Source organism: Caballeronia sp. S22 (genome assembly GCF_964261745.1).
Lineage (GTDB): Bacteria > Pseudomonadota > Gammaproteobacteria > Burkholderiales > Burkholderiaceae > Caballeronia > Caballeronia jiangsuensis.
Window position 1 is genome coordinate 752,174 of the sequence record NZ_OZ180038.1, and the last position, 13,409, is coordinate 765,582.

At 61.5% G+C, this 13,409-nt stretch carries 8 protein-coding genes; 4 read left to right on the plus strand and 4 right to left on the minus strand.

What is annotated here, in order from left to right:
* Positions 1-87: 87 nt before the first annotated feature.
* The 4 genes from ACEN42_RS30125 to ACEN42_RS30140 all read right to left on the minus strand — a co-directional run bounded on the left by ACEN42_RS30125 (position 88) and on the right by ACEN42_RS30140 (position 5,978).
* Positions 88-1,425 (minus strand): replication protein O, encoded by a 1,338-nt coding sequence (locus ACEN42_RS30125; protein ID WP_371883347.1) that lies wholly within the window; start codon positions 1,423-1,425, stop codon positions 88-90.
* Positions 1,426-1,725: 300 nt separating this feature from the next.
* On the minus strand, positions 1,726-2,700 hold the full coding sequence (locus ACEN42_RS30130) for a ParB/RepB/Spo0J family partition protein (protein ID WP_371883348.1): 975 nt from the start codon (positions 2,698-2,700) through the stop codon (positions 1,726-1,728).
* Positions 2,701-3,879: a ParA family protein gene (locus ACEN42_RS30135; protein WP_238294457.1), complete on the minus strand. Its 1,179-nt coding sequence runs from the start codon at positions 3,877-3,879 to the stop codon at positions 2,701-2,703.
* A gap of 173 nt (positions 3,880-4,052) precedes the next feature.
* Positions 4,053-5,978: a phage integrase family protein gene (locus ACEN42_RS30140; protein ID WP_371883349.1), complete on the minus strand. Its 1,926-nt coding sequence runs from the start codon at positions 5,976-5,978 to the stop codon at positions 4,053-4,055.
* A 262-nt stretch (positions 5,979-6,240) separates the two neighbouring features.
* Between ACEN42_RS30140 and ACEN42_RS30145 the strand changes: the two genes are divergently transcribed.
* The 4 genes from ACEN42_RS30145 to ACEN42_RS30160 all read left to right on the plus strand — a co-directional run bounded on the left by ACEN42_RS30145 (position 6,241) and on the right by ACEN42_RS30160 (position 13,302).
* Complete coding sequence (locus tag ACEN42_RS30145) at positions 6,241-7,584, plus strand: Nramp family divalent metal transporter (RefSeq protein WP_371883350.1); 1,344 nt, start codon at positions 6,241-6,243, stop codon at positions 7,582-7,584.
* Between the two features lie 52 nt (positions 7,585-7,636).
* Positions 7,637-8,800, plus strand: coding sequence for a dienelactone hydrolase family protein (locus tag ACEN42_RS30150; RefSeq protein ID WP_371883351.1), 1,164 nt, complete (start codon positions 7,637-7,639; stop codon positions 8,798-8,800).
* Between the two features lie 47 nt (positions 8,801-8,847).
* Positions 8,848-11,178, plus strand: coding sequence for a cytochrome P450/oxidoreductase (locus tag ACEN42_RS30155; RefSeq protein WP_371883352.1), 2,331 nt, complete (start codon positions 8,848-8,850; stop codon positions 11,176-11,178).
* Between the two features lie 942 nt (positions 11,179-12,120).
* Entirely contained in the window at positions 12,121-13,302 is a 1,182-nt protein-coding gene (locus tag ACEN42_RS30160; protein ID WP_187603757.1) for an acetyl-CoA C-acetyltransferase, read from the plus strand.
* Positions 13,303-13,409: the final 107 nt, after the last annotated feature.

Here is a 13,409-nt window from a genome sequence, read left to right on the forward strand (position 1 = left end):
AGCCTGATTTAAAAAACTTTTCCTGATGTTGCCATTGCGCGGTATTCGTCTGATCTAAGCCTGCCTGCTGTTTGTCGCGAAGATTGCTCACGACTTCAACCCAGGTATCTCGCGAAGTCTCGTCGATGACGCGACACGCGAAATCGTCTGTAAGAGCGAACTTAAAGGGAGTGAAGTCGACTGGCCGTAACTCGACGGCCTCGCCGCCTCCCTTGACTTCATAGTGGGGGCGGGGTTGGCTCTCTTCAAGCGTAGGAGCGCTTTGAGATCGTTAAGGTGCGCCTCTGACGGACGCTCGATTTCGGAGGCGGGTGTCGAAGCAGCTCGATCGGAATCCGCCTGCATGCCACTAGGGGCGTCGGGGTTGAGGAAGACGATATGCCCTGCTTCAAGCGCGGCGAGGAAATCGGGTGCCCACGCACCTGCATGCACGCGCGGCTGAGCCTCGTCACGATGATGAATGACGATAGATCGGGCGTCATCGGAAACGCGATAACGCCGGAGTCCGTCGCGGCTTACAAAAGATTGACCCACGATTTCCGCAATGGCTGTATCGACTTGTTTGGCGCGCGTGCGCTGGTTCTGCTTTTCGGCTTGCGCGTGTCGATGGCTCCGGACGCGGTAGGCGAAATCGACCGGGGCCCGCAGGAGGGTGCGGAGATAGCTGATCGGGTGCTTGGCGCGCCGGAGATGATTCCAACTGGCTTCGACGACATCCGACAGAAGTTTCTCGTGAAGCCTCGCCTCGCGCATCAATTTGAAGATCAGAAATTCACGAAATCCCAGAGACAGCAAGCGCTGGAGATCCGCGGGCAGGCGTCCTGATTGTCTCTTTTGAGTAGTAGGGATTAGATCCTTATATATAGCGCCGTCTGCCACGGTGACAGACGGCGGCGCCAAAGAAACGGCGCGTTCGGTTTTGACGGCATCTTCCCTACTAGGAACGGACGGTTTCTGCCCTTCGCTTGGATGTTCGACGAGGCCGAGCAGAGCGGCGGCTTTCGGCGTCAAATGAATGTAGGCGCGACCGAACAAACCAGCCGCGCCGTAGCGTGTCTGGGGCGGCCGAGTGATGAAGCCGGTGGTTTCGAGATCGTCCATGCTGCGATAGAACGTGCGCATGGATTGTTGTGCGCGTCCGGTAAGCAGTTCGCGCCGGGCAAAGATCGGCGCGAACGGGCGAGACGCATCGACGGTGCGGGCGAGAGCTGCGAGCAACGCTCTCGCTCTCGCGGGGAGCGCAGTCGTGTGGGTAGCGCGATGCGCCGCGCGAAAGATCACCCAAGGAAGGTTCGATCGATCGCAGGCGTATTCATCGAGAGCGAGTTGGTCCGCTACCGCGGAGCCTGATTCTGAGTTTTGGAGGCGAGATTCAACCTCGCCTGCAACGGAACGTTGCGCGATACGCATGTCAAGTACGTCCATTTCGGAAAATGGAGGACAAACGCTTGACTGCCCATCGCGTTCCGCTAAACTTCGAGGTGTGTACTCGTGACCCGATTGGCGTCGGGAAGCGGAACGGGCGACATGCAGTTAAGCCCGATATTCAAAAGCCTTCGGTTGGCGCCGAAGGCTTTTGTCTTTTTACAGCTTGCTCGTTACATAGCAGTCTCGTCAGTACTGAATCATCAAGTTATTGATTTCTAAGGAAGTTCTACTAGGTTCATCGCCCAAAACTTCGCTTAGTTCGTTAAGTTGTTGATTTAAAACGGAAACCTAGTAGGTTCATTGATCCTGTTCCGATTCGCTCAACGTCTTGTTGATGAAGTCGGCGATCCGCTGCCCCCACATCTCTGCGTCAGTCGCTTCCTTCTCAAAGAAGCGGACGCCGACGACGCCGTTTCTCGTAGACACCTCGCAAACTTTTCTTCGGCCCGAGCGAACAACGGTTGAGCTTGGCGCAGCCGCGCGCGGTTTCTCCGTTGCGAGCGCGACGGCCTTGTCCTGAGTGAAGTTTTCGTCCTCGATAAGCCGGCGAATCGCTTCCACTACCTTTTCCGATTTCCCTGCTTCGGTCAGCGCGGCAAGTTTCTGCGCCGCATTGCTTCCAAGACGTTCAGGTTTTTCAGCGAGTGCTAATTTGGCCGCTTCCGGCAGCGCGTCGAACGAAAAGATTCGCGTCACGTGGCTCTTGCTCAATCCCGCGCTCTCGGAAATCTCGGCGCGCGACAGCCCGCTCAGTTCCTGCAATCGTTTGAAGTTCCAGTATTTCTCGAAGTCGGTTAGCGACGGCGATAGCAGGTTCGAAAAGAACGCCGCAAACTCGATTTCGCCATCCTCGATCGATGCGACGTTCGCGCGAATCGTCGAGCGTCCGAGTTCTCTATAAGCCGCAACCCGGTTATGTCCGGCGACGATTTCAAAGCGACCTTCCGGCAATGCGCGCACCAAAATTGGCGTGGCGAGCGCGTGCTGGGCAAGGTTGTTTTTCAACTCCTGAAACTGCTCGGTCGTAAGCTTGCGACGCCGCCCATGCACTTCGATGAGCGCATCGAGTTGCACTTCCAGCGCAGCACGCTCCTCGAGTTGCGACTCGAGTTCCTTGATTCGAGACTGCGCGCTATTTATGCGATTCTGCGCGTCCATCAATCGCCCTGGCGACGTGCGCGGCTCTGTGCTGACCGGACGCGGTTGCGCCGCTTCCGTCGGCTTGCTGCCGATGTTCGCTGTCTTGGCGAGGAGTCTGTCCCCGATGCCCATTTATTCCTCCTTCTGATTCCACGCGCGAACGAACTGCGCGTCGAGATGCTCGGCGAGTCGGTCGAGCGGCTCTTTGAACCGGTTGTAAGCGGCCGTGCTGCCATCCGGTTTCGACAGGTCATAGACCGTCGACAGTTGCGCCGACGCGCCCTTGGGCACCGTCGACTCCGGAATTTCGAAGGGCAGCACGCGATCGCCGTAAGCCTTCTGCAGCCATCCACGCACGACACGCGACACATCATCCGACTTCGCTTTCGTCATGATCACGTTCACGAAATCGAACCGCTTCTGCTCGAGCACCCCCGGCAGCTTCTTCGCGATATCGGCGAAAAGGTGCCAGAACTGCGTCGAACTTGCGAAGTCGAGCGCCTCGGGCGGGCAGGGGAGCAGGATTGCGTCCGACGCAAGCAACGCGTTGATCGTCAGATAGCTGAGCGCCGGAGGCGTGTCGATGACGATCGCGTCGTACTCGTTTGCAAGCGGCATCAGGCCCTTGCGCACGATCTCCCAGAATTCGAACGTACTATCGTTCAAAACCTTGGCGGGAATCTCGAACTCGGCATCGAAAAGCGATGACGATGCCGGGATGAGGTCCAGGTTGTGCCAGTACGTTTCCTGCACGGCGTAGTGGAGGGTCTGTCGATCGCCGTAAATGAGCGGAAGAAGGGTCTGATCGTCCGAGATTTCGGCGTCGGGCGCCCATCCGCACAACTGGGTGGTCGTGCCCTGCGGATCGCAGTCGATGACGAGCACCTTGCGTCCGAGCAGCGTCAACGCCTGTGCGGCCGACACGGCGGTCGTCGTTTTCGCGACGCCGCCCTTGAAGTTCGCGACGGTCACGATTCGTCCGCGCCTGCTTTCCGGCCGACGCGTGCGTTCCTTCGTTGCGCGAATCCAGGTCAGCGCCTCTTCGAGTGTGAACTCCTTGCTACGGCCAGCGCCCTTGGACGTTCCCGCAGGCAAATCGCCTTTCGTGGTCAGGTATTGAAACCGCTGCTTATCGACGCCGCATAGCGATGCGACCTGCGCGCTCGTGAATGTCGGCGCGCTTTTGCGCGGGTACGGCTCCAACATCGCATCGCGGATCTGATTGAGAATGTCAGTGGCTTGGGCCGCCACCCCCAAGAGCGTTTCGATCGAAACGGATTGATCGACTTCGGGAAGCCGAGCGCTTAGCATGGAATTCGCAGTCACTGGCGGGCCTGGGTAAGCAAATAATTCTTCGGTTGGTGGAAAACAAGCTGCAAACCGAAGAATAAACGGCGAACCGGTAAACCTCAAGTAAACTCTGAAGTACTTGAGCACCCGCACCGGGCATTTTTACAACGCCCAGCGCTCGTGTAAACGCGAAATTAGGAGGGGTCTGAGGATTTCGGGGCTATGGACGCGCTTCGAATCAGTCTTTCGACCCCAAGGAAGCGGCCTATGTCCTCGTTTCTGAGATAGAGCGTGGTCGTCGAGAGATCGGCATGGCCGAGGCCGGCGCTGACTTCGCGCAACTCTGCGCCGTGCCCGAGCGCATGCGTCGAGTGGGTGTGACGCAGCCAGTGCGTGCTGGCTCGCTTCAAATCTTGGCCGCCGCCGGGCGCGCGCGATTCTATGAACGCGGCGGCGTTGGTGAAAATGCTCTTGAAGATCTTCCCGATACCGTCGGGCGTGATGGCTTGCCCGCCGCGCGCCTGAGCGATGATCGGTGTGCCTTCAGCGCAATCCAGCGGCTCTTGCAGGCCGCGCATCGCGAGATTGTCCGTTAACGTTTCGACGACCACTGGCGGCAAAAGCACCGTGCGCGGCGCGCCACGGCCTTGATCGACCGAGAGACGCCAGACTGCGCCAGCCACGCCGGGCAAGCGTCCCAAACTGAGCGCGTCGGTCGTTGCAGCGGCGAGTTCGGCGCGGCGCAGGCCGGTCGCGTAGGCGAGAAGCAGCGCCAATCTGTCGCGGTGCTCCGAAAACGAATAAACATCACGCTCAACCGACTGCAGGACGCATTTCCACTGCGCGAGATCGAGCGTGCGCGTGGCCGATTCAAACACGGGCGGCGCCGCGACGCGCGCCAATCCCGCGAAGGGATTCACCGCCAGATAGCCCTCTCCGACGAGCCATTCGCACATCGCGCTCACTATTGAGCGAGCCGTTTCGCGGCTGCGGTCGGAGAGAGGTCCGGCAAAAGGCCGCCATCCGCCGAAAGATCGTTCGCCACGATGAGCCGCGATCCAGCGCGCCGCCGGTTGCGGATTCGCCAGAAACGTGTCGATGTATTCGCTGCATTCGCCGCGATCGAGCGACGACAAGGGTTTGCCCCGTTCCACCAGAGCCCACAAGAGCAAGCGCTCGGCTTCGCGCCGATACGCACGCCGCGTGTGCGCGCTGCCCGATCGGGCGTCGAGCCAGGCGAAAATCGCGCGGACATCCGTGCCGAACGGCGCGCCGACGCCCGACCGATTCGACCCTTTCGACCCGTCGAGCGCCGGCGGGACGCGCAGTGCCTCGATGGGCGCGATGATTTTGCTGGTTTCCGAAGGTTGCGCCACCGCGCCGTCGCCCACTTGCCACTGCCGCCTCGGCACGAGCGTGACCGGTGAAAGTGTGTGCCGAAGCGCCTGGGCATGAAGCTGGAGCCAGTCGACCACGCGCTGTGCGCCCTTCGGACCGAGCCGCGGCACGACTGTGTACCACCGATGCCGTCGACCTTCGATCAGTTCGATGACATCCGCAAGCGTCGTCAGTCCCGCCGCCGTAAGTCGCGCGGTGATCGCAGGCTCGAACCAGCCGTCGATGGGATGATCCGGACTCGGATCCTGCGCAAGCGATGCCTCCATGCGCCCGAGCGCGTCCGCCTGCCGGCGCCGCAACCGCACATTGCGCGCGGCGCGCCGGTCCAGGGCAGGGGAGGTGTCCGGCGGATAAGCCTCCTCATACAGCGCCAGCAACTCGGATTCGCTGTAAACGCCACCCGGATCGGTCTTCTCGCGGAAGTCATCGAGCGTGGGGGCTGTAGCGGCCGGCTTGGGCTCGAATAGCGGAATGCTGCCGGGGCGAAGCCGCAACAAATGCGCGGCTTCCGTATCGCGGGCGCGCCGGGCGAGGACCGACAGCGTATCCCGGAGCGCGTCGATCAGGCGTCGCGTGGTCCGGACATCGGTGCTGGCGTCGCCATACGATGCGTGCAACTGCGCCTCCGACACACCATCGAGATAGCCGCGATACAGCGCGAAGTGCTGGCGTGTGAGCCGGTTCGGCGCGCGCAGTCGGACCCTGTCCGGCGTTGATTCCACCGCGCTTTCCGCCAAGCCGCGTCCAGAGCGTGCTGCGTTGCGAGCCATTTATGCTTTCTTTTCAGTGAGTTGGCGCGAGATTATCAACCAGCTTCGAATTTGACAAGAAAAATCGCTACATCTGATAAGTCGAATTATCAGCATCTGCACGTGCGACCCGAGTGGCCGTATACGCCGTCAGTCCTGCGCGCTTGAATCTTCATCCGGCGCGGCGCATATTTTCAGGAAATCATTAGCTGCTACACGCAGGAGAAACGAGCCGATGCTTGATCCTGTACGCCCCACCTCTAAACCGCCCGAGCAGGACGACGCGTTCCGCCCGAGCCTGCCGGAGGTGTACGCGTCAGTTCACGTACCGGCCGGCGGTCGATGGATCCGCCGCTTCCTCGCGTTCGCCGGTCCTGGCTACATGATTTCCGTCGGCTACATGGACCCGGGCAATTGGGCGACGGACATCGCCGGTGGCTCGCGCTTCGGTTACACGCTGCTGACCGTCATCCTGTTGTCGAACCTGATGGCGATTCTGCTACAGGCGCTCGCGGTCCGTCTCGGCGTCGCGACCGGACGCGATCTCGCGCAGGCATGCCGCGATCACTATTCGAAGCCGGTGAATTTCGCACTCTGGTTCGCGTGCGAGGCGGCGATCGTCGCATGCGATCTGGCCGAAGTGATCGGCACCGCCATCGCGCTGCAACTGCTCTTCGGCATTCCGCTGATCGCGGGCGCGCTCCTGACCGCGCTCGATGCCTTTCTTTTGCTGCTGCTGATCAACAAAGGCTTTCGCTTGCTGGAAGCCTTCGTCATCGCGCTGCTGGTCGTGATCGCGAGTTGCTTCGCGTTGCAGCTTGCGGCCGCCGCGCCGCCGTTCGCCGATGTCCTGCGCGGATTCATCCCTTCGCCGCGTATCGTCGCGGATCGCGAAATGCTTTACGTGGCGATCGGCATTCTCGGGGCGACGGTCATGCCGCACAACCTGTATCTGCACTCGTCGATCGTGCAGACGCGCGCCTACGGCAAATCTGTATCGGCCCGGCGCTCCGCGATTCGCTGGGCGACCATCGACAGCACCATTGCGCTGACGCTCGCGCTTTTCATCAACGCCGCGATCCTGATCGTCGCCGCCGCCGTGTTCCATGCGAGCGGTCACAACGAGGTCGCGGAGATCGGCGACGCGTTCCACTTGTTGTCGCCGCTGCTCGGCCTGAGCATTGCATCGACGCTCTTCGCGGTCGCGTTGCTCGCGTCGGGCCTGAATTCGACCGTCACCGCGACGCTCGCCGGCCAGATCGTAATGGAAGGTTTTTTGCGCCTGCACATTCCGAACTGGGCGCGGCGTCTGATCACGCGCGGGATCGCGATCGTTCCCGTGATCGTCGTCACCGCGATCTACGGCGAAAAGGGCACCGGGCAGTTGCTCGTGCTGAGCCAGGTGATTCTCTCGATGCAACTGCCGTTCGCCGTGATCCCGCTGGTGCGTTTCGTGTCGGACCGCCGCAAAATGGGCGTCTTCGCCGTCTCGCGCTGGACGAGCGGGCTGGCGTGGCTCGTCGCGGGCGTGATCGTTGTGCTCAACGTCAAGCTGCTCACCGACACGTTGCTGCCCTAACCGGACATCGCGCGCGGAAAAAACACCCTCTATATAGAAGGAGACACGAACAATGAGCGGCGCGTTCATCGACATCACTCTGCGCGACGGCACGATCATTCCCGCCTACGTGACGCAGCCCGCGAAGGGATCGGGACCGGGCATCGTCCTGCTTCACGACACGGCGGGCCTCGACGACTTCGTCACGCGCACAGCCGACCTTTATGCCGAAGAAGGCTATGTCGTGCTCGCGCCGCGACTGCCCGAGTACGAGCCGAAGCCCGGCGGGATCGCGGCGGAAAACTTCGCGTCGCTCGTCGATGCCCTTCGCGCGTTGCCGCAGCATGCGGGCAAGGTCGGCGTGGTCGGTTACGGGCGCGGCGGGCGGTTCGCGACGCGCATCGCCGCGCAGGCCGACGTCGATTGCGCCGCCTGCTATTACCCCGACGATTTCGCCGCCTGCCTCGCCGATATCCCGACGATCCGCTGCCCGATGGTCTTCCACTTCCCCGAACACGGCGCGCACGACCCGCGCGAAGTCGAGGCCGCGCTCGCGGACAAACCGAACATCGAACGCTATGCCTATCCGGGCACATCGACGGGCTTCATCGCGCCCGGCAGCGAGCACTACGACAAACCCGCCGCGCTGATGGCGTACTCGCGCACGCTATCGATGCTGCGCAAGGTGCTCGGCCCGCTCTTCGATCTGAATCATTTGTGGGAGCAGCACTGCTATTTCGAGTTCGCCACGCGCGATGTCGACGCCGTGATGCCGACGATGGTCGCCGAGCCCTACGTGAATCACGTACCGACGATGACGGGCGGCGTCGGTCACGATCAGTTGAAGCGCTTCTACAAGTATCACTTCGTCCATTCGAACCCGGCCGATACGAAGCTGATACCGGTGTCGCGCACGATCGGCGCGGATCGCGTCGTCGACGAGTTCGTGTTCTGTGCGACGCACGACCGCGAAATCGACTGGCTGCTGCCCGGGCTTCCGCCGACGGGCCGATACTTCGAAATCCCGATGCTCGCCGTGATCCGCTTTCGCGGCGACAAGCTCTACAACGAGCATATCTACTGGGATCAGGCGTCGGTGCTGGTGCAGATCGGCGTGCTCGATCCGGACGGGCTGCCGATCGCGGGACGGCAGGCCGCGAAGAAGCTCATCGACGAAACCTTGGCGAGCAATGAGTTGATGCCCAACTGGTCGTCGAGCGAGGGCAAGCCGATCTGAGCCGTTGCATACTACGGTCACACTATTAGAACCATCCGGAGACAGGCATGACCGACGTGGCAGGCGCGCACTCCGCGCCCCAATGTCCCTTTCACGACGAATCGCGCGCGCCGAATGGCTGCCCGGTGAGCGCGCGCGCAGCCGAATTCGATCCCTTCGGCGACGGCTATCAGCAAGACCCGCCCGACTACGTGCGCTGGGCGCGCGAACAGGAACCCGTGTTCTTCAGCCCGAAACTCGGCTACTGGGTCGTCACGCGCTACGACGACATCAAGGCGATCTTCCGCGACAACATCACGTTCAGTCCTTCGATCGCGCTGGAGAAGATCACGCCGACCGGCCCCGAAGCGAACGCGGTGCTCGCATCGTACGGCTTCGCGCTCAACCGCACGCTCGTCAACGAGGACGAACCTGCGCACATGCCGCGCCGCCGCGCATTGATGGACCCGTTCACGCCCGAAGCGCTCGCGCATCATGAACCGATGGTGCGCGCGCTCGCACGCGAATACGTCGACCGTTTCATCGACGACGGGCGCGCCGATCTCGTCGATCAGATGTTGTGGGAAGTGCCGCTCACCGTCGCGCTGCATTTTCTCGGCGTGCCGGAAGAGGACATGGACACGCTGCGCCGCTATTCGATCGCGCACACGGTCAACACGTGGGGACGACCGAAGCCCGAAGAGCAGGTCGAGGTCGCGCACGCCGTCGGCAAGTTCTGGCAATACGCGGGCAAGGTGCTCGACAAGATGCGCGAGGATCCGTCCGGTCCCGGCTGGATGCAATACGGCATCCGCAAACAGAAGGAATTGCCGGAAGTCGTCACCGACTCGTATCTGCATTCGATGATGATGGCGGGCATCGTCGCCGCGCACGAGACCACGGCGAACGCCACCGCGAATGCGTTGAAGCTTCTGCTGCAACATCCGCAGGCGTGGCGCGACATCTGCGACGACCCGAGCCTGATTCCGAACGCGGTGGAAGAGTGCCTGCGTCATAACGGCTCGGTCGCGGCGTGGCGGCGGCTTGCGACGAAGGACGTGAAGATCGGCGGCATCGATATTCCCGCGGGCTCGAAGCTTTTGATCGTCACGTCGTCGGCGAATCACGATCAACATCAGTTCGCCGATGCCGATCTTTTCGACATCCGCCGCGAGAACGCCAGCGATCAGTTGACCTTCGGCTACGGCGCGCATCAGTGCATGGGCAAGAACCTCGCGCGCATGGAGATGCAGATTTTCCTCGACGAGCTCACGCGACGCCTGCCGCACATGCGCCTCGCCGAACAGCGTTTTACCTATGTGCCGAACACGTCGTTTCGCGGGCCGGAGCATCTGTATGTCGAATGGGACCCGGCGATGAATCCCGAGCGCACCGACCCGAACGTGCGCGAGGCGCGCGCGGTGGTGCGCATCGGCGAGCCATCGTCGCATGCGGTGAGCCGCGCGGTGATCGTCGATTCGGTTCAGGCTTGCGCGGATCGTGTCGTGCGCGTGCGGCTCGTATCGGCGGACGGGCGCGATCTGCCGCGCTGGACGGCGGGCTCTCATATCGATGTCGTCTGCGGCGACACCGGCCTGTCGCGCCAGTATTCGCTATGCGGAGATCCGGGCGACGCCGGAGCATTCGAAATCGCGGTGTTGCGCGAGACGGAAAGCCGGGGAGGCTCGGCGTGGGTTCACGAGAACGTGAAGCGCGGCGCGCACTGGCGTATTCGCGGCCCGCGCAATCACTTCCGTCTCGGCGAGCGCGCGAAAAAGCTCGTGCTGATCGCGGGCGGCATCGGCATCACGCCGATCAGCGCGATGGCGCGGCGCGCGCGCTCGCTCGGCATCGACTACGAGGTGCATTACAGCGGACGCTCGCGCGCATCGATGGCCTTGCTCGACGAGATGCGCGCGCTGCACGGCGCACGCCTTCGCGAGTACGTCTCGGAAGAAGGCACGCGCAACGATTTCGCGGCGCTCGCGGTGGACGAGGGCACGCTCGTCTACGCGTGCGGCCCGGCGCGCATGCTCGATGCACTCGGCGAGGCGAGTGCGTCCTGGCCCGAAGAGACGCTCAAGATCGAGCATTTCGAATCGAAGCTGGGCACGCTGGATCCGGAGCACGAGCGCGCATTCGAGGTCGAACTGAAAGATTCGGGTCTCGTGCTGACCGTTCCGGCCGATCAGACCTTACTCACGACGCTCAGACGCGCGAACGTCGATGTGCAGAGCGACTGCGAAGAAGGTCTGTGCGGATCATGCGAAGTGCGCGTGCTCCAAGGCGAAATCGATCATCGCGACGTGGTGCTGACAAAAGGCGAACGGCAATCGAACGATCGGATGATGGCGTGCTGCTCGCGCGCGAAGGGCAGAAAGCTCGTTTTAGCGCTTTGACAAATCAGCGATTTCGAGTGACTTTCGCCGGCCACTTGAAGTCGTTACTTTCACTGACAGATGTCAAAATGTCGCGGTTATAGACAATCGATTAACTGCGCTTATTTTCATCGCGTCGTCATGTCTCAGCGTTAGGAGAGAACGCGTTTGTTCCTGATAAAGACGAGTTGGTTATACCCAGTAGTTAATTCTTATATAAGGAATAACGCTCGCGCGGGATTCTCCGCGTCCAGGACAGATAGCTCGTACGGTCCGACACAGTTCGACATGCGCCGCGCTAACCGCTTACGCATTTACCCAAACGGGCGAATTGATCATACAACCTGCGCAATTTTCGCCGTCATATAGGATGATTATTGAACGTGCGTTCGAACATTCCTGCGATAAGCAGCAAGTTAATTAAGGGTGTTTTTACTCAAACTAGGGTTTATACCTACTAATATGAAATTTTTTGCGCATGATTTCCGTTTAGAATTGTTACTAATTTGGTGCGTCGCACAAGCGCCCAAAACCGAATAACTTCCATATGCCCTGCTGCAAAAGCGCGAGAATGTTCGCGCGGATGGATCACGCTCGCGCGATTCACGGCGGCAAGGCGAAAGAGAAGGCCGGTGCTTAACCTGAGAGATTTTATTAAAGGCCCATATAAATGGACCAAGCAATTGGCTGCACGTTTGCCGCATCCCGTTCGGGATTTTTTCTGCGGAGCGAACCTTGTCCCACGGGCGAGGTCATTCCGTAGTCGGCGCGACGCCTCTTGAAGTCGCTCGCTCATGCATCGGTCGGTCGGACATCGCTCCGCACGCGACGCTGCGCATCAATCTGCCCTGAGTTCGAATCGAACTCACCCGTCCGTTCGTACCGGACGCGTTTTCGCGTCGCGTGAAATGTCACGCGCACGGAAATTCCGCTCACGTTTTCGCTGTTTGATGAGGATAGAAAATGACTGACGTAGTGATCGTATCGGCCGCGCGTACGGCGGTAGGCAAGTTCGGCGGCTCGCTCGCGAAGATCGCGGCGCCGGAGCTGGGCGCGACGGTAATCAGGGCGGTTCTGGAGCGCGCGGGCGTAAAGCCGGACCAGGTAAGCGAAGTGATTCTGGGCCAGGTGCTCGCGGCCGGCTCGGGCCAAAACCCGGCGCGCCAGTCGCTCATCAAGGCTGGCTTGCCCGACATGGTTCCGGGCATGACGATCAACAAGGTCTGCGGCTCGGGCCTGAAGGCGGTGATGCTGGCGGCCAACGCGATCATCGCGGGCGATGCGGAGATCGTCATCGCGGGCGGTCAGGAAAACATGAGCGCCGCGCCGCACGTGCTGCCGGGCTCGCGCGACGGCTTCCGCATGGGCGATGCGAAGCTGATCGACACGATGATCGTCGATGGCCTGTGGGACGTCTATAACAACTATCACATGGGCACGACGGCTGAGAACGTCGCGAAGGAATTCGGCATCACGCGCGAGGATCAGGACAAGTTCGCGGCGCTGTCGCAGAACAAGGCGGAAGCCGCGCAGAAGTCGGGCCGTTTCAACGACGAGATCGTGCCGGTCTCGATCCCGCAACGCAAAGGCGAGCCGCTGCAGTTCGCCACCGACGAATTCGTGCGCCACGGCGTGACGGCCGAAGCGCTTGCGGGCCTGAAGCCCGCGTTCTCGAAGGAAGGCACGGTGACGGCGGCGAACGCGTCGGGCCTCAATGACGGCGCGGCGGCGGTCGTCGTGATGTCAGCGAAGAAGGCCGAGGCGCTGGGTCTGACGCCGCTCGCGCGCATCAAGGCGTACGCGAACGCGGGCGTCGATCCGAAGATCATGGGCATGGGTCCGGTGCCGGCATCCAAGCGCTGTCTGGAGCGCGCGGGCTGGTCGGTGAACGATCTGGACCTGATGGAAATCAACGAGGCGTTCGCGGCGCAGGCGCTGGCGGTGCACAAGCAGATGGGCTGGGATCAGTCGAAGATCAACGTGAACGGCGGCGCGATTGCGATCGGTCACCCGATCGGCGCATCGGGCTGCCGGATTCTCGTCACGCTGCTGCACGAAATGCAGAAGCGCGATGCGAAGAAGGGTCTGGCGTCGCTGTGCATCGGCGGCGGCATGGGTGTCGCGCTGGCGCTCGAACGTCCGTAACGAAAGCAACAGACCGGCGCGGCAAGCACGCGGCCCGACGCGATGTCCAAACAATAAAAGCGTCGAGGCGACATGGCAGCGCCGGTGTCATTCCGAGTTTCATTAAC

Excerpts from the sequence above, each read along its gene's own strand:
- ACEN42_RS30125 (WP_371883347.1), bottom strand. The coding sequence starts at position 1,425 with ATGGACGTACTTGACATGCGTATCGCGCAACGTTCCGTTGCAGGCGAG.
- ACEN42_RS30130 (WP_371883348.1), bottom strand. The coding sequence starts at position 2,700 with ATGGGCATCGGGGACAGACTCCTCGCCAAGACAGCGAACATCGGCAGC.
- ACEN42_RS30135 (WP_238294457.1), bottom strand. The coding sequence starts at position 3,879 with ATGCTAAGCGCTCGGCTTCCCGAAGTCGATCAATCCGTTTCGATCGAA.
- ACEN42_RS30145 (WP_371883350.1), top strand. The coding sequence starts at position 6,241 with ATGCTTGATCCTGTACGCCCCACCTCTAAACCGCCCGAGCAGGACGAC.
- ACEN42_RS30150 (WP_371883351.1), top strand. The coding sequence starts at position 7,637 with ATGAGCGGCGCGTTCATCGACATCACTCTGCGCGACGGCACGATCATT.
- ACEN42_RS30155 (WP_371883352.1), top strand. The coding sequence starts at position 8,848 with ATGACCGACGTGGCAGGCGCGCACTCCGCGCCCCAATGTCCCTTTCAC.
- ACEN42_RS30160 (WP_187603757.1), top strand. The coding sequence starts at position 12,121 with ATGACTGACGTAGTGATCGTATCGGCCGCGCGTACGGCGGTAGGCAAG.